Here is a 15,982-nt window from a genome sequence, read left to right on the forward strand (position 1 = left end):
TCGGGCACCTGGGACGGAGGGCCGTCCCCGGGAATTCACGCCAGCTTGACGCGCGCGGCCTTCAGCTTGCCGACCTGCACCGTGTACTCGCCGGCGCCCAGGTCCGCCTTCGGGTCCGCCACCTTCTCGCCGTTCACCCGGACGCCGCCCTGGGTGATCATCTTCCGGCCCTCGGTCGCGGAGGCCACCAGCTTCGCCTCGGCCAGCACCTTGGTCACCGGAAGGCTCGCCGCACCGGCCAGCGAGAGCTCCACCTGGGGGAGGTCCTCCGCCGTCAGCTCCTTCTTCGCGAAGCGCTTCTCGAAGTCCTCCTCCGCCTTGCGTGCCGCCTCGGCGTCGTGGAAGCGCTCCGTCATCTCGCGGGCGAAGCCCAGCTTGGCGGTCTTCGGGTGCACCTCACCGCTGGCGACCTTCGCCTGCAGCTCCGCCAGCTCCTTCAGCGTCTTGGCCGAGAGGAGCTGGTAGTAGCGCCACATCAGGTCGTCGGTGATGCTCATCAGCTTGCCGAACATGGCGTCCGACGCCTCGCTGACGCCCACGTAGTTGTCCAGGCTCTTGGACATCTTGTCGCCGACAATCTTCCCGTCGATGAGCTTCGCGCTGAGCCCCTCCAGGATGGGCCCCGTCATGATGACCTGGGGCGCCATGTTCTCCTCGCGCATCAGCTGCCGGCCCACCAGCAGGTTGAAGAGCTGGTCCGTGGCGCCCAGCTCCACGTCCGACTTCAGCGCGACGGAGTCGTAGCCCTGGAGGAGCGGGTAGAGCATCTCGTGGATGGCGATGGAGATGTTGTCCCGGAAGCGCTTCTTGAAGTCGTCGCGCTCCAGCATGCGCTGCAGCGAGTAGCGCGACGCCAGCCGAATCATTCCCTCGGTGCCCAGCTTGTCGAGCCACTCCGAGTTGAAGCGGACCGTCGTCTTCTCCGGGTCCAACACCTTGAAGACCTGCTGCTTGTACGTCTCCGCGTTGGCCTTCACCTCGTCGCGGGTGAGCGCCGGGCGCGTGGCGTTGCGCCCCGTGGGGTCGCCAATCAGGGCCGTGAAGTCACCGATGAGGAACACCACCGTGTGACCGAAGTCCTGGAAGCGGCGCATGCGCGTGAGCAGCAGCGAGTGGCCCAGGTGCAGGTCCGGCCGGCTGGGGTCGAACCCCGCCTTGATGACGAGCGGCTTGCCCGACTCATACGAGTACCGGAGCTTCTTCTTCAGGTCCTCGGGCGAGTGGAGATCCACCGTGCCTCGGGTGACTTCTTCGAACTGCTCCTCGGGGGTCGCCTTGCGCAGCGCGTCCGGATTCATGGCCGGCGGACCATAGCCGAAAGCCCGCCGCCGCGCGGCACTTCCACGCCGACTTTCAGGTACCCGGCAGGTGGACGCGCACGCGCTCGATGGCCCGTCCACGCCCCGTGGTGTCGTCGATGTCCAACACCACACCCTGCAGATACACGAGCCGCTCCGCGACTTCGTAGGGCGCGTGCTTCTGGCCCAGGAACCGCGCCACGGACTGCTCCTTCTTCATCCCGATGACCGAGTCCAGGGGGCCGCACATGCCCACGTCGGTGATGAACGCCGTGCCTCCCGGGAGGATGCGCTCATCCGCCGTCTGCACGTGCGTATGCGTCCCGACGACCGCGGACACCCGCCCGTCCAGGTGAACCCCCATGGCGTTCTTCTCGCTGGAGGCCTCGCAGTGCATGTCCACGAGGATGCAGGGCGTGCGCGCGCGCATCGTTTCGACCAACCCCTGCACCACCTCGAAGGGGTTGTCATGCGTGCGCATGAAGACGCGGCCCTCCAGGTTGATGACCCCCAGCACACGTCCGTCCGGGAGCTCCACCACCCCGTGGCCCTTGCCCGGCGTGTCCTTGGGATAGTTGGCCGGGCGCAGCAGCTTGTCCGGATGCGACGCCAGCCAGGGGAGGATGGACTTCTTGGACCAGAAGTGGTTGCCGCTGGTCAGCAGGTCGACGCCGCTGGCGAGCAGGGTGTCCGCCGTCTCCGGCGAGATGCCCGCGCCCTGGTCGCTGTTCTCCGCGTTGGCGACCGTCACTTCGATGCCATGGGTGGCCTTCAGACGTGGCAGGAGCGCTCGGACGGCCTGAAGCCCCGGACGACCCACCACGTCTCCCATGAAGAGGACCTTCACGTATCCAGGAAGTCCCACGTCCGGAACAGGCCGCGGTGGGACGAGAGCTCCGTCACGACCAGGTCCATGTCCACGTCGTCGCCCGTGGTGGGGAGCATCTCGACGAGCTGGTCGTTGAAGGCCAGTCCCACCCGCCGACTGCGCGCACTGGCCGCGCGAAGGGTGGCGTCGTAGTAGCCACCTCCCCGTCCCAGCCGCTTGCCGTCGTTGGTGAAGCCCAGCCCTGGAACCACGAACAGGTCGATCTGGTCCACCGCGATGAGGTCCGACGAGTTCGTCGGCTCCCGCACGCCCAGCCGCCCCGGCTCCAGCTCCGCCTCTGATTTGATGGCGCGGAAGGAGAGAATCCTCCCGTGGACGTGGGACAGCGGGTAGCAGACGGTCTTCTCGTCTTGCAGCGCCGCGATGAGAATGTCCCGCGTGGGCACCTCGCCCCGAATGGGGGCGTAGAGCGCCACGGTCCGCGCATTCTGGTAGTACTCCGTCGCCAGGAACCGAGACTGCACCTTGAGACCCCGCGTGTCGATGAGGTCGGGCGTCATCGCCTTGCGGCGCGCCGTCAACTCATCCCGCAGCGTCTGCTTCCTCGCCGCCGCCTCTTCCACCACCGTCTCGCTCACCGCCGCCGCTCCGCAGAAAAAGTCCCCCGCCGCATGGCCGTGTGCCCAGCATCCATTGAACCCTGAAAAGCCAGGTGGGAGCCGAAATCATGCCTCCGCAGGCTTCCCTCATCCCTCGTGAGAGGGGAGGGCTTGCACATGGAGGCCGAAACGGACCCCGGAATGGACGTATCGGTTCGAATTTCTGCCGAGCATCACGCGCCCCGCAGGGGACAGCCCTTGAAACAAAGCTACAGTGCCACCAAGGCCTCGAAATAACTGAGAAAAATCGTGACGACCTTTTGAAATGATAAGGAGGGGAGTCAGCGGGGTCAAGGCATCCTCGCGCGTTTACAAGCCAGGCGCCGCCCACCTATGATGGACACCCCCACACCCCGCACATGCCGCCCTCGCTTCTAAACAAGGGACTCGTGACGGCTCTTTCCGTCACCTCCGGCCTCGCCTGGGCGGGTCCGAAGCTCTCTGGCTCCTACGTGGGGGATACCTACGGTCAGGTGGAGCTGCACATGGACGGCGACCGCCTGGTCGGCACGTCCTCTGGCTCTGGAGGTGGCTGCAAGTTCTCGGCGGGCACGGAGGTGCTCACCGGGGAGTTCCAGGGCAACGTCCTGGTCGCCACGCTTCAGGTGTGCCTGGCCGGGACGCCGGAGTGTGTCGGTGCGCGGTCCTTCCCGACGCTGGCCACCTACAATCCCCAGTCGGGCGTGCTCTCCGCGCGGCTGCGGCTCCCCAAGGGCTGCCACTCCCCGGGCCTGAAGGACTTCGTCCTGTTCCTGCGGAGCACGGGGGCCGGCGAGTCCGAGGACGACGCCGCGAAGGAGGGTGCGCTCGGAGGGCGCGAGGCCGTCGCGGACGAAGAGGACGCCGCGGAGCCGAAGGGCTCCGAGACTCGCGCCTCGCCCACCGGCCCGGGGCCCGTGGAGCAGGGCCTGCTGTTCCTGGCCTCGAAGTCGCCGAAGAAGTGGGAGTTCGCACAAACCCGCTTCGAGGCCGCGCTGGTCGCGAACCCTCAGGATATCGACGCGCTCGTGGGCATGGCCGCGAGCCACTTGGGACGGAGCAATCCCAGCAAGGCGCAGGAGTCCCTGTCGCGTATCCGCCCCGTGCCTCCCACGCGCCCGGATGTCTATGCGTGGCAGGCCTATGCGGCCGACGCGCAGGGCGACATCAACCGCGTCCAGCCGCTGCTGCGCAAGGCGCTGGAGCTGAACTGGTCGCCGGAGAATCCCAAGCCCTGGGAAGAGGCGCTGGTGAAGGCCCTGGCGGGTGACATCGAGCTGGCGCAGAAGCAGATGAAGAGTCGCAAGCGCGCGCCGGGCCGTGAGGCGGCAGGAGCTGGAAGTCCGAGCCCGTGAGCCAGATGCCTTCGCCTCCGAGGACTCAGCGGGTCTTCGGCCACTACGAAATCGTCTCCGTGCTCGGCAAGGGCGGCATGGCGGAGGTGTACCGGGCCAAGGTGCTCGCGGGCGCGCGTGAGGGGTGGACCGTGGCCCTCAAGCGGCTCCTGCCCGCGCTGACGGCGGACCCGGAGTCCGTCTCACTCTTCTCGCGGGAGGCGCAGCTCTCCAAGCAGCTGCACCATCCCAACATCGTGACGGTGCTGGATGCCGGAGAGCTGGAGGGCATCTACTTCATCGTGATGGAGCTGGTGGATGGCCGCGACCTGGGCCAGATACTCCGCCGCTGCAAGGTGCGCGGCATCCCGCTCCCGGTGGACTTCGCGGTGTACCTGGGGAAGGTGCTGCTGGAGGCGCTCGCGTACGCGCACTCCGCCACCGGGCCGCAGGGAGAGCCGCTGGGCATCGTCCACTGCGATGTGTCGCCGTCCAACCTCTTCATCTCGCGCGTGGGCGAAATCAAGCTGGGCGACTTCGGCGTCTCGCGCGTGCTGGTGGACGGCAAGCTCCAGGGCGGCGAGGTGCTGGGCAAGCCCTACTACCTCTCTCCGGAGTCGCTGCTGGGCGAGGTCAGCCCCGTCGCGGACCTGTGGGCGGCGACCGTCGTCCTGTACGAGCTGCTGACGCTGGAGCGCCCCTTCACCGGCACCACGCCCGACGAGGTGTTCCACGCCATCCGCTCCCGGAGCTACCGGCCGCTGCGCGAGCTGCGGCCGGACGTGCCCCAGGCGCTCGAGGACGTGGTGCGCCGTGCCTTCTCCGCGCGCCCCGAGGACCGGTTCCCCTCGGCCGAGTCCTTCGCCCAGGCGCTCGCGCCGCACTACGACGAGCGCGTGGGCACTCCGTTGGCCATCGCCGCGGTGGTGCGGGGGCTGTTCGGCGCCAGTGATGACGTGCCCGCCGCCTCGGCTGCTCCTTCGGGCGCGGCTTCGGGGACGCCTCCTTCGACGCCGTCCGGAGCCTCGCGCGCGGAGTAGGGGACGGGGCATGCGCTCACCTTCGAGCGCGCCGTCACCAGTCCCGTGAGGCCTTGGAGATGGTGACCTTCTCCTCATGCACGCAAGGCCCCGTGCCTTGTCTCCTCGAGGAGCATCATGGCCACCCAGCAGCCTCCAGCAGCACGACCCGAAGAGCCCGCCCCCGAGCGCCGGGCAGGCGGGAGTGTTCCACCTCGGTTGCCTCCCAAGGAGGATGAGGCTCGCGAGGATGGGATACCGGGGTATGGACAGCCCGACCCGGAGGTGCGCGAGAAGTCACTGCCCGAGCAGGGGTGGTAGCGCCCGGGGGCTGCCGGAGCCGCTGAGGACTCGCACCGAGCCCTGCTCCAGCCCGTGTTGTTGCAGCTTGCTGCGCCAGACCTCGAACTCCCCTTCGGACACGAGCCCGAAGGCGCTGAAGTTGCCGGTGATGCCCTCGTAGCGGTTGCGGTCCATCTTCAGCCCCGGCCGTGCCGAGGCGCGACCCAGCTTCACGAAGCTGGTCATGTCGCGCAGCGTGTTGTCGAAGACGGACATGTTCGAGACGACCAGGGGCTCGTCGGCCGCGAGCCGCAGGCCGGAGTCCTCCGTCCGCTCGATGTGGTTGCCCACCACTTGCACCCCCCGCGCCTTCGCCACGCGGATGCCCTGGCCGTTGCCCCGGTTCGCGAAGTTGTAGATGTCCATCACCATGTTGTCGCGAATCCCCACATTGGCTGGATTGTCCACGGCGGCGAGCCCACCGACGGAGATGCCTCGGCCGGCCATGAAGATGAGGTTGCCGACGATTTCGATGTTCGTCGCGTCCTCGTGCACGAGGATGGCCTCGGCGGCGGAGGTCGTCGCCTGCCAGGGGTAGCGCGCGAGGTTGGGGAAGCGGAAGAGGACGTTGGACTGGATGACGAGGTTGTCGCACGCCTTGACGTCGATGCCGTTCTCTCCGCAGTCGTACATCTGGTTGTGCTCGATGTAGAGCTCGGTGGGGCGGCCTTCGTGGGGCTGGCACTGCACGGCGTCACCCGAGGCATCGTGGATGGTGTTCTCCACGAGGTAGACCTGGCGCGAGGTTCCCTTCACCGCCACCCCGTGGGAGTCCTGGCCGGTGCGGGAGAAGTCGCGAATCTCGTTGCCGTCGATGAGCACGGTGTTGGCATCGCTGACGACGACGCCTCCGCCGGCGCGGCCTCCATGCACCAGGGAGTCGGAGAGCTGTGAGCAGCGCGTGGAGCCCTCGAAGAGCGCACCGAAGGACGGCCGCTCCTGGACATCGATGTCCAGGGCCTCGACGATCCAATACGGCTGGCTCAACACCAGCAGGCTCCCGACGTCCGTTCCGCTGGGGATGATGCGAGGTCTGTAGGGTTGCTCTCCGCGCAGGACGATGGGCGCGGTGGCCGTGCCCGGGCGGGCCTTCAGCGAGTTGATGGCAATCTGCTCGGGATAGTTGCCGGCGCGGACCTGGATGACGGTGCCCGGCAGCGCGGCCTTCACCGCGTCCATGATGGTGGAGAAGGGATTGTTGAGGGAGCCCAAGGGCTGGCTGGGATTGCGCGGGCCCTTGTTCGCGACGTGGAGCGTGGGGCCCGTGGCGTGGGCGGCCGAGGGGCACTTGCTCCGGAAGGTCTCCTTCGCGCTGAGCGGCTCGGCTCGTGCCTCCATCGCCTCGCTCGCCAGGGCACTTTCCGAGAGGGTGGGGCGGGGCTCCTCCGCGCCAGGGCCACAGGCCAGCGCGAGTGCGGAGAGGAGCACCGCGAAATGACTCTTCAGGAACCTCGGCCCCGTCGAAACCTGCACCATGTCTCGTCCCCCCGCTGGGTTGGTTATCTATTGCGAGAGGATGTTTTCACCCGACTGGCTTTGTTCAAGCGGCCATGCCCCCCGGGGGCACGCGGGATTCACAGGCGGATGCTCGCGGCGCACGGGCTCACACCCGGGTCCTAGCGTCGTGACGGGCAACGCGGGTGCAGGCGCCCTCGGAGCCTGTGGGTGGGGCTACGCCGTGAGCGCGCGCACCGAGGGGACGTGGCGGCGGAGTGCGTCGACGACGCACCTCACATCCGCCTCCCGAGTGTCGGGTCCCAGGCTGAATCGCAGACATCCTCGCGCCTGGGCCGGCGTGAGCCCCATGGCCCTGAGCACATGCGACGGCGACAGCGTGCCCGACGCACAGGCCGCGCCCATCGAGACGCAGATGCCCTCCAGGTCCAGCGCGATGAGCAGTGCCTCACCCTCCACGCCGTCGAAGCGCAGGTTGCTGGTGTTGGGCACGCGGGGGGCACCCGCACCGTTCACCGTCACCCCGGGCACGCACTCGAGCACCGCGCGCTCGAAGTCATCCCGCAGCGCGCCCACGCGCTCGGCCAGCGAAGGCTGCTCGCTGGCGGCCAGCTCCAGCGCGAGGGCGAACGCCTCCGCGTGGGGGATGTTCTGCGTCCCACCCCGCAGGCCCGCTTCCTGATGGCCGGGGACCAGGGCCCGCACGTCCACGCCCTTTCGCACCACCAGCACCCCCGCGCCGGAGGGGCCTCCGAACTTGTGCGCCGAGAGCGACAGGAGGTCCGCGTCCACCTCGCGCAGCGACAGCGGCACCTTGCCCGCCGCCTGCACCGCGTCGGTGTGGAAGAGCACTCCGCGCTGCCGACACGCGCGCGCCACTTCCGCCGCGGGCTGCACCACGCCTGTCTCGTTGTTGGCCCACATCAACGAGCACAGCGCCGTGTCCGGCGTCAGCGCCGCGAGCACGTCGTCCGCGCGCACGCGGCCATCCGGACCCGGTGCCACGCGAACCACCTGCGCGCCCTCGCGCTCGAGCTGGGCCGCCGCGCCCAGCAGGGCCGGGTGCTCCACCGCGGTCGTCACCAGCCTGCGCCGCTCGGGCGAGGTCCGCGCATGCCACGCGCCCACGAGCGCCAGCGCATCCGCCTCGCTGCCGGAGCTGGTGAAGCAGATCTCCTTGGGCTCACAGCCCAGCACCCGCGCCACGCGAGCCCGGGCGGCGTCGAGTCGCGCGCGCGCCTCACGGCCCGCGGCATGGACGCTGGACGCGTTGCCATGGCCTCCTTGCGAGAAGGCGCGCGAGAGGAGCGACGCGACCTCCGGCCGGACAGGCGCGGCGGCGTTGTAGTCCCAGTAGATCACACGTCCTGCGCGGAGAGCAGCGACACGGGACGTTCGTCCGCGACGCCGAAGGCATCCAGGAAGCGGCTCACCAGCTCGCGCTTGAGCGCCTTGCGCTGCGCCGCCTTGCCGGACAAGGGCAGCCGCGCGCCGGCCATGCTGCCGTGGCCACCGGAGGAGCCGCCGTAGTCCTCGAAGATCTCGCGGATGAGCCGGCCCGCGTTCATCCGCCGGTCCTTCACCCGCAAGCTGAAGTAGAGCTGGTTGCGGTACGTTCCGAAGGCGAGCGACCACTTCGTGCCCTCGAGGAACATCAGCCGCTCGGCGACCTCCGCCACCATGTCCGGGGAGTAGACCTCCTCCAGGTCGGTGACGATGGCGGTGCCGTACACCTTCGCCCGCTCGAAAGCCGTGTGGTACAGCTGGAAGTAGCGCGCGGGCAGCTCGGGGTGTTCGATCTGCGCGAGCATCGACTTGTCCATGCGCGGAAACAGCCACAGGTAGCTGTCGATGTCCGTCTGCGTCGTCTCGCGGCCCAGGTCCCTCGTGTCCGCCTTGATGCCGTAGAACAGCGCCGTCGCCACCTCCACCGAGGGCTCCACGCGCGCGGCCCGCAGGTACTCCACCAGCATCGTGGACGTGGCGCCGAAGTCCCCGCCCACGTCCGCGAAGGGCGCGGAGAGGCTCTCCTCCCGCAGCGGGTGATGGTCCACCACGAGCTGCGCTTCCAGCCGTGCGGGCAACGAGTGGTTGCCCACCTTGGGCTGCGTATCCACCAGGCCGAAGAGGTCGTACTCGTCGAAGTCGATTTGCGACACGTGTGACACGGGCAGCCGCAGCACCTTCACGAAGGCGATGTTCTCCGCCCGGCCGATGATGCCCCCGTAGCCCACATGCGCTTCCACGTCCGCCCGGCGCTCCAGCAGGTGGGCCAGCGCCACGGCGGCCGCCAGCGAGTCCGGATCAGGATTGTCGTGGGTGAGGATGAGCGCCTTGCGATGCCCCTTCGCCACCTGGAGCAGGCGCTCCAGCTTGTCGCGAGCCGACAAGAGGGCCAGACGTGGTGGCGGAGGCTCCGTCAGCTCGCCCCCGGCTCCCTGGGTACGGCGGCTGTTGAAGGACTGAGTCACGGGCATGGATGGTCTTCTTTACTTCCTCCGGCACCCAGTTTCGAGATGCCGGATGTCGTCTCCTCGACATTGAGGGCGGGGTGTCTCCCGCACACCAATGTTGCAACCGCCCCCCCAGACCTTCACGCGGGAGCGGAAGGCCGTGTGCCCGGACGCCTTCCCGCTCTCACGCCGGCTCGCTAGTTGTTGATGGCCTTGTACTTGCGACCCAGGTCCCTGAAGTACTTGACGCCGTTGTCCAGGGAGTTCTCCATCGCGTCCATCAGCACCGTGCGGAACTGCGCCGCGGGGCCCCGGAAGCACTCGTAATAGCGCTGCCGGTCGATGGAGTGGATGACGGCGGGCATGTACCCGTTGCGCAGCAGGATGAGGTTGCTGCACATGCGCCCCACCTTCCCGCTGTGCTCCGTGAACGGGAAGATCTGCAGGAAGTTGTGCTGCACCGTCGCGGCCTGCTTGATGGGATGGAACTCGCGGAACTCGGCGCTGGCCGTGTAGTCCACGAGCTTCTCCAGCGCGGGTTGGATCTTCGCGGGCTGGTGGATGTCGTGGAAGTACGTGCGGTGCAGCGGCATGTCCTTGCGCAGCCCCGCGCGCTCACGCTCCTTGGCGAGCTCCTTCTCGGTGCGCTCCCGGCGCTCCATGCGCGCGCGCTCGGCCAGTGCCTCGGGCGTGTTGCCGAGGAAGAGGTCGTGCATGCGCTTGATGGTGGTGAGCGTGATTTGCGCCTGCTTCTTGGCGCCCGCTGCTTCCTCACGAATGAAGTCGCAGACGGCCTTGTGATTCCGAACCTCGAGCACCACCGGAATCATGGAGGCCTCGGCGCTGGTGCGTCCGGGATACAGGGCCGCCATCAACTCCTGATGGGTGTAGACCACGCCTTCCAACGCGGCGTCGTGGTAGATCCACGACATCTCGAAACGCTCGAGGAACTCACGCGCCGGCTGCTTGTCCTTGTAGATCTCGAGGTACTCGCGCAGCGCCTCGTTCTTCTCGTCGATGTCCTGGTAGCGTTCCTTCACGGACTGCGGCTCCTTCTTGCGCCGGGCCCCGCAAGGGTGGCCATTGGGGTGCGGCCGAGCGAAACAACGGCATGCGGATTCTAGAAATTCCGCACGGTTGTAACAACGAATTCCGGCTAGAGATTGACGAGGAAGACCTCGCACGCCTGGTCGAGCAGGTCCTTGGACAGGGCGGGCGGAATCTGGCGGTAGCGGGCGGCGTCCTTGATGAGCCCCACCAAGTCCCGAGGATGACAGGCGCGAAGCTGCATCGTCCGGGGCTTGTAGTAGTGCTCGACGAGGTAGGTGACGGCCTGGTCCACATAGGGGATGCCCGCCGCCTCGCACACCCGGCGGAAGATCTCCCGGTACGACTCCTCGTCGGGGTTGCTGACCTCGATTTTGTACTTGATGCGCCGGAGGAAGGCCTCGTCCACCAGCTCCTTCGGGTCCAGATTCGTGGAAAAGACGAGAAGCTGATCAAACGGGATTTCGAACTTCTTACCCGTGTGGAGGGTGAGAAAGTCGACCCGCTTCTCCAGGGGGACGATCCAGCGGTTGAGCAGGTCGGTGGGGTGGACCTTCTGGCGGCCGAAGTCGTCGATGAGGAGCATGCCGCCGTTGGCCTTCACCTGGAACGGGGCTTCGTAGAAGCGGGTGCTCTCCGAGTAGATGAGGTCCAGCGTCTCCAGCGTGAGCTCGCCGCCGACGACGACGGCGGGCCTGCGGCAGAGCATCCACCGCTTGTCCATCTCGAAGGTCTGCCGGCGGGCCCCGCTGTCGCGGCCCATCTCCAGCGTGACGGGCGTGTGGAGCAGGTGGTCATGCACCTGGATGATTTGATTTCCAATCTCCAGGCAGTGCGGGACGAAGACCTCGCCGCCGAACATGTGTGAGACGGCCTCGGCCAGGCTCGTCTTGCCGTTGCCGGGCGGGCCGTAGAGGAACAGCGAGCGCCCGGAGTTGACCGCGGGGCCCAGCTTGTCCATCAGCTCCGCGGGGACGGTGAGGTGGCTGAGCGCCGCGACCAGCTCCTCCTGGCTGACGACGGGCGTCTCCTCGGTCTGGCTGGTGATGAGCGCGTTGTACTGCTCGATGGGGACGGGCGCGGGGCCCACGTACGTCGTGCGCGTCAGCGCGTCGCGCGCGTACTCGCGGCCCTTCTCCGTGAGGATGAACTCCACCGACGCGCGGCCAAACCCCTTGCCGCCCCGCAGGTCCACGAGCTTCTCCGTGGCGAGGAAGTCCACCACGTGCTCGATGACGCCGGGCCAGGGCAGGCACATCTCCTCGGCGATGCCCATGCCCGTGCCGGTTCCCGCGTAATAGAGGAACTTCAGCGCGATATCCGAGAGCAACCCCATCTTCAGCCCCGTCTCCTCCACCGACTTGGGCTCCGGAGGAGCGATGTCGAGGATGGATGGGTTCTCGAGCCTGAAGGGATTTTCGTCGTAGACGTGACCGGCGGGAGCCATCGGGGCCCTTTTAGCTCAATCCCACGTGGGGAGGGCACGCGGCGATGGGGAGGGCAGGTGCCCGGTCCTCGTGGGTCCGGGCACCCCCAGGTGCATCACACGTACGTGAGCCACTCCGCGTAGCGCGGCTCCATGCCTCGGACCGTGCGGAAGTAGGTTTCCTGCACGAACGTACCGATGGGGCCTGGCTTGCCGGCGCCCACGGAGCGGTTGTCCACCTCGCGAACGGGGGTGATCTCCGCGGCGGTGCCGGTCAGGAAAATCTCGTTACAGATGTACAGCGCGTCGCGAGTGAAGGTGACCTCGTCCACGACGCGGCCGCTGTCGCGCAGCATCTTGAGGACGGTGTCGCGGGTGATGCCGTCCAGGATGGGCGAGGACAAGGGGGGCGTCTTGATGACGCCCTTCTTGTTCACCATGAAGATGTTCTCGCCGGACGCCTCGGCGACGAAGCCGCTGATATCCAGGAGGATGGCCTCGTCGTAGCCCGCCAGCACCGCCTCGCGCTTGGCGAGGATGGAGTTGACGTACTGGCCGGAGATCTTCCCGCGCACCATGTTCACGTTGACGTGCATGCGGGTGAAGGAGCTCACCTTCGCGCGGATGCCTTCGCGAACGCCCTTGTCGCCCAGGTACGCGCCCCAATCCCACGCGGTGACGGCCACACGCGTGGGGTTCACCGCGCCCAGGCCCATGGCGCCGTCGCCCATGAAGGCCACGGGCCTCAAGTACGCGCCGTTGGCGAAGAGGTCCTTCTGCTTGCGCAGCAGGTCCAGGCACGCGTCCACGAGCTGGTCCTCCGTGAACGGCATCTTCAACATGCAGATGTGCGCGGAGTCGAACAGCCGCTGGATGTGCTCACGCAGGCGGAACACCGCCAGCCGTCCATCATGCGTCCGGTACGCGCGAATCCCCTCGAAGACGCCCAGCCCGTAGTGCAGGGCGTGCGTCATCACATGGACCTGGCCCTCGTCCCATTTCACCAATTGGCCGTCGAGCCAGATTTGATCTGCACGCAATACGCTGGTCGAGGTCGAGCTCATGCACGGGTTCCTTCGCCCTGAAGTTGAGTCGTGGGACTGCCCGACTCTTCTAGCCAGCCACCGCTATGAGGTCAAAGCGTGAAAGACCTTTCGCGGAATTCAGAGGACATGGGGAATTGGCGCGAGCATGCGGCGGAGGAAGGGGAGGTCCTCGGCGAGCGCTTTGCGTCCGAAGTGGAGGGCCTTGGAGGCGAGCTCCACGGAGGGCACGACGTCGAGGGGTGACAGCGTGCGCGGGAAGCGTTTGACGTGGTGCGCGTAGGGCAGGTTGGGACTCACCGTCATCGCGGCCAGGCGTTGGAGCGGGAGCCAGAAGGGTGTGGTGAGCTTGGGCGCGAAGCCATCCAGCGCGAGGATGAGGGTGTTGCGCGTGCCGATGCGGCCTTGCGCGACGGCCTTCCACGCGGCCTTCGCGGGGAGGTTGTCCACCAGCCCGCCGTCGATGAGGCGCGCCACGCCGTGCTGCGCCATGAGCCCGTCCAGGAGCGAGTGCATGCGCGGGTCCTCGCGCAGCACGTCGTAGTGGATGACGCCGGGGAGCGCGGAGGAGAACCCGGCCGCGTCCAGCGCGTCGAACTCGCCGGTGGCGTCGTCGGCGCCCAGGTGCATGCGCACGGTGATTTCGGGGCGGGTGAAGAGCTCCGCCATGGCGCCCATGGTCGCCTGGAGGCGGCGCGTGACCCCCGCGGGGTTGAGCAGCCCCAGGGGGCTCGTTCCCAGCAGGCGCTCGTAGTACTCGAGCGGACGCGGGAGCATGCCTCGGCGGATGCCGCCCACCGCGATGAGCGTGGGCACCGGCAGGTCCTTGAGGCGCAGGCCGCTGCCTTCGGGGCCCGCGCCGAAGAAGCGCCCCAGTCCGGCGCGCAGGAACAGGCGCAGCGCCGCCGGCAGGCCGTAGCGGCTCTCCGTGGAGATGAAGCGGAAGAGCTTCCGGAAGGAGAGGCCTCGGACGATGTTGATCATCTCCGTGGGGTCGAAGCGCGCCATGCGCGAGCGCATGATGGCGAGGATGGCGCCCATGGACGCGCCCGCGAGCAGCTTGGGCTCCAGCCCGTGCTCGGCCAAGAGGCTCATCACACCCAGGTAGACGAAGGCGGTGCCGCCTCCGCCGCCGGTCACCATCACCAGCTCCTTGTGGCGCAGCTCGCGGTCCATCGCCTCGGGAGGCACGCGGCCTCGCAGCCGGGCCACCACCGCGTCGCGCGCCCGCGCCGCGTGCTCGCGCAAGTCCCTCACGTGGGGGATGAGCTGATCTCTCGTCGGAGGTTGGGGTCCTCCGAGGACGGGCGTGAGGCGGCGCTCCACCTCGTCGCGAAACGGCGTGAGCAGCGCGCCCACGCCCACGTCCAGCCCGCCGTGCTGAATCTTGTAGAGCCGCGCGAGCGACAGCGCGGTGCGGAGCACGGCCTCCTCGTGCTCGCCTATCAAGGCGGGATTCGCCAGCGACGCGCGCACGAGGGACAGCTCCAGCTCCTCGAGCGGGCGGGTGATCTGGAAGCGTTCCTTCAGGAGCACGGGGAAGCCAGGGCCTCTCGGGGCGCGAGCGCCCAGCATACGCCGTCCAACCGACACGCCTCCCGGATGCGCAACGGCCTCGCGCCGCTCACGCCTGGGCGATTTGCGGCAGGTTGGCGCGGGCCTTCTCGATGTCGCCCTCGTACTTGAGCACGAGGTTCAGCGTGGAGGCCACGACGTCCGAGGTGAGCTGGTCCGCGTTGAGCAGCACCAGGCTCTGCGCCCAGTCCAGCGTCTCGCTGATGGAGGGGGCCTTCTTCAAGTCCAGGGCGCGGATGGCGGCGACGGCCTCCACCACCTGCTCGGCCAGCACCTGCGGCACCTGCGGCAGCCGAGAGCGGACGATGCGCAGCTCGCGCTCCCGGTCGGGGAAGTCGATGTGCAGGTGGAGGCAGCGGCGCTTGAGCGCGTCGGACAGCTCGCGCGCGGCGTTGGACGTGAGCAGCACGCGCGGGATGTGCTTCGCGCGGAACGTGCCCAGCTCCGGAATCGTGACGGCGTTGTCGGAGAGGACCTCCAGCAGGAAGGCCTCGAACTCCGGGTCCGCCTTGTCGATTTCATCCACCAGCAGCAGGGCGGGGCGCTCGGAGAGCTGGGCGCGGAGGATGGGGCGGGGCAGGAGGAAGCGCTCGGAGAAGAACACGGCGTCCCCGGACGCGAGCCGGTCCGCGGCCTCCGCCAGCGACGAGGTGCCCTCCACCATCTCCCCGATCTTGTCCTTGAGGAGCTGGGTGTAGAGCAGCTGCTTGGCGTACTCCCACTCGTAGAGGGCCTTGGCCTCGTCCAGCCCCTCGTAGCACTGGAGCCGGATGAGCTCGCGGCCCAGCGCCGACGCCATGGCGCGCGCCAGCTCCGTCTTCCCCACGCCCGCGGGGCCTTCCACCAGGATGGGCTTGTCCATCCGGTCCGCCAGGAATGCCGCCGTGGCGATTTCGGGGGAGGGCAGGTATCCCACCTGCTCCAGCTGCTCTTCCGCGTCCGCCACGCTCTTGAATGCGCGGACCTCTGCCGTCGAAGGGGTGCTCACCCGGTGGAACTTACCCGAGGCCCCCCGGGCAACTGCGGCAAAAATGCCAGCCTCATCGTCCTTCCGACCCTGCCCTCTCGCTCTACCTCCCTGCAACCCACTGAAAAGACATAGGGAAATAATTTTCGCACCGTGGGCATACCCCGTGCATCTCAGTGGCGTAACTCACGAAGGGAAAGCAACGAGGTCCGTGGTCATGATGTGGGCGTGGATGAGGATGGTGATGGCGGTGGCGGTCATCCTGCTGCCGGGCGGTTTCCCCCTGCTGCTGGCGTACGTCACGCTGCGGACGCTGATGAGCCGCTGGCGCGAGGCGCGGGCCCAGGCAATCCGGTTGGGGCGCGCGGTCTCCCTGCGCGACGTCGTTGCCTCACTGCACTTCAAGGAGCTGGTGCGCGACGCGCGCGCCGCCCTCTAGTTTCTTCGCGGGGTAGGGCACAGATGTCGCGGTCTGCTGGACGCGCGGCTTCCTGAGCTCCCCCGCCTGGCGTGCCGGCTTCCCGGCAGGTGCCGCTTCTCCAGACAGCACGGTGAA

The 15,982-nt window shown here is 68.0% G+C and carries 15 protein-coding genes and 1 other RNA gene; 4 read left to right on the forward strand and 12 right to left on the reverse strand.

The features are described 5' to 3' along the window. Positions 1–35: 35 nt before the first annotated feature. The 4 genes from tyrS to ssrS all read right to left on the reverse strand — a co-directional run bounded on the left by tyrS (position 36) and on the right by ssrS (position 2,980). Positions 36–1,298, reverse strand: coding sequence for a tyrosine--tRNA ligase (tyrS, locus tag MYSTI_RS16995; RefSeq protein WP_015349009.1), 1,263 nt, complete (start codon positions 1,296–1,298; stop codon positions 36–38). Between the two features lie 55 nt (positions 1,299–1,353). After that, positions 1,354–2,145 carry a TIGR00282 family metallophosphoesterase gene (locus MYSTI_RS17000; RefSeq protein WP_044280613.1) on the reverse strand — a complete coding sequence of 264 codons (792 nt, stop codon included), beginning with the start codon at positions 2,143–2,145 and terminating at the stop codon, positions 1,354–1,356. Then, positions 2,142–2,765: a 5-formyltetrahydrofolate cyclo-ligase gene (locus MYSTI_RS17005; RefSeq protein ID WP_015349011.1), complete on the reverse strand. Its 624-nt coding sequence runs from the start codon at positions 2,763–2,765 to the stop codon at positions 2,142–2,144. Before MYSTI_RS17005 ends, MYSTI_RS17000 begins: the two co-directional genes overlap by 4 nt. Before the next feature lie 19 nt (positions 2,766–2,784). Beyond that, positions 2,785–2,980, reverse strand: a non-coding RNA gene (ssrS, locus tag MYSTI_RS41365) — 6S RNA. A gap of 195 nt (positions 2,981–3,175) precedes the next feature. Between ssrS and MYSTI_RS17010 the strand changes: the two genes are divergently transcribed. The 3 genes from MYSTI_RS17010 (at position 3,176) to MYSTI_RS41810 (ending at position 5,439) form a co-directional block, all read left to right on the forward strand. Further along, positions 3,176–4,120 carry a tetratricopeptide repeat protein gene (locus MYSTI_RS17010; RefSeq protein ID WP_052351014.1) on the forward strand — a complete coding sequence of 315 codons (945 nt, stop codon included), beginning with the start codon at positions 3,176–3,178 and terminating at the stop codon, positions 4,118–4,120. Next, complete coding sequence (locus tag MYSTI_RS17015; RefSeq protein ID WP_044280624.1) at positions 4,117–5,139, forward strand: serine/threonine-protein kinase; 1,023 nt, start codon at positions 4,117–4,119, stop codon at positions 5,137–5,139. Before MYSTI_RS17010 ends, MYSTI_RS17015 begins: the two co-directional genes overlap by 4 nt. 117 nt (positions 5,140–5,256) lie before the next feature. After that, on the forward strand, positions 5,257–5,439 hold the full coding sequence (locus tag MYSTI_RS41810) for a hypothetical protein (RefSeq protein WP_015349014.1): 183 nt from the start codon (positions 5,257–5,259) through the stop codon (positions 5,437–5,439). Here MYSTI_RS41810 and MYSTI_RS17020 read toward each other — a convergent pair. The 8 genes from MYSTI_RS17020 to MYSTI_RS17055 form a co-directional block, all read right to left on the reverse strand. Then, positions 5,416–6,888: a right-handed parallel beta-helix repeat-containing protein gene (locus MYSTI_RS17020; protein WP_169558641.1), complete on the reverse strand. Its 1,473-nt coding sequence runs from the start codon at positions 6,886–6,888 to the stop codon at positions 5,416–5,418. The genes MYSTI_RS41810 and MYSTI_RS17020 overlap by 24 nt on opposite strands. 243 nt (positions 6,889–7,131) lie before the next feature. After that, the gene (locus MYSTI_RS17025; RefSeq protein ID WP_015349016.1) at positions 7,132–8,277 is read right to left on the reverse strand and encodes a cysteine desulfurase family protein; all 1,146 of its coding nucleotides are present in this window, start codon (positions 8,275–8,277) and stop codon (positions 7,132–7,134) included. Then, positions 8,274–9,392 carry a DHH family phosphoesterase gene (locus MYSTI_RS17030; RefSeq protein ID WP_015349017.1) on the reverse strand — a complete coding sequence of 373 codons (1,119 nt, stop codon included), beginning with the start codon at positions 9,390–9,392 and terminating at the stop codon, positions 8,274–8,276. The genes MYSTI_RS17025 and MYSTI_RS17030 overlap by 4 nt, the downstream gene beginning before the upstream one ends. Before the next feature lie 173 nt (positions 9,393–9,565). After that, positions 9,566–10,408, reverse strand: coding sequence for a Fic family protein (locus MYSTI_RS17035; protein ID WP_044280629.1), 843 nt, complete (start codon positions 10,406–10,408; stop codon positions 9,566–9,568). A gap of 116 nt (positions 10,409–10,524) precedes the next feature. Beyond that, on the reverse strand, positions 10,525–11,862 hold the full coding sequence (locus MYSTI_RS17040; protein WP_015349019.1) for a DUF8689 domain-containing protein: 1,338 nt from the start codon (positions 11,860–11,862) through the stop codon (positions 10,525–10,527). A gap of 95 nt (positions 11,863–11,957) precedes the next feature. Next, positions 11,958–12,905: a branched-chain amino acid transaminase gene (locus tag MYSTI_RS17045; protein WP_015349020.1), complete on the reverse strand. Its 948-nt coding sequence runs from the start codon at positions 12,903–12,905 to the stop codon at positions 11,958–11,960. A 99-nt stretch (positions 12,906–13,004) separates the two neighbouring features. Continuing rightward, on the reverse strand, positions 13,005–14,420 hold the full coding sequence (locus MYSTI_RS17050; RefSeq protein ID WP_044283742.1) for a patatin-like phospholipase family protein: 1,416 nt from the start codon (positions 14,418–14,420) through the stop codon (positions 13,005–13,007). Between the two features lie 88 nt (positions 14,421–14,508). Continuing rightward, entirely contained in the window at positions 14,509–15,447 is a 939-nt protein-coding gene (locus MYSTI_RS17055) for an AAA family ATPase (RefSeq protein ID WP_044280631.1), read from the reverse strand. A 196-nt stretch (positions 15,448–15,643) separates the two neighbouring features. Here MYSTI_RS17055 and MYSTI_RS17060 point away from each other — a divergent pair, with 196 nt between their 5' ends. Then, the gene (locus tag MYSTI_RS17060; RefSeq protein ID WP_015349023.1) at positions 15,644–15,865 is read left to right on the forward strand and encodes a hypothetical protein; all 222 of its coding nucleotides are present in this window, start codon (positions 15,644–15,646) and stop codon (positions 15,863–15,865) included. The last annotated feature ends 117 nt before the right edge of the window (positions 15,866–15,982 follow it).

Origin of the sequence: Myxococcus stipitatus DSM 14675 (assembly GCF_000331735.1) — a bacterium.
GTDB lineage: Bacteria > Myxococcota > Myxococcia > Myxococcales > Myxococcaceae > Myxococcus > Myxococcus stipitatus.

Coding starts and splice junctions, on each gene's coding strand:
- tyrS (WP_015349009.1), bottom strand. CDS start 1,298: ATGAATCCGGACGCGCTGCGCAAGGCGACCCCCGAGGAGCAGTTCGAA.
- MYSTI_RS41810 (WP_015349014.1), top strand. CDS start 5,257: ATGGCCACCCAGCAGCCTCCAGCAGCACGACCCGAAGAGCCCGCCCCC.
- MYSTI_RS17030 (WP_015349017.1), bottom strand. CDS start 9,392: ATGCCCGTGACTCAGTCCTTCAACAGCCGCCGTACCCAGGGAGCCGGG.
- MYSTI_RS17040 (WP_015349019.1), bottom strand. CDS start 11,862: ATGGCTCCCGCCGGTCACGTCTACGACGAAAATCCCTTCAGGCTCGAG.
- MYSTI_RS17045 (WP_015349020.1), bottom strand. CDS start 12,905: ATGAGCTCGACCTCGACCAGCGTATTGCGTGCAGATCAAATCTGGCTC.
- MYSTI_RS17060 (WP_015349023.1), top strand. CDS start 15,644: ATGATGTGGGCGTGGATGAGGATGGTGATGGCGGTGGCGGTCATCCTG.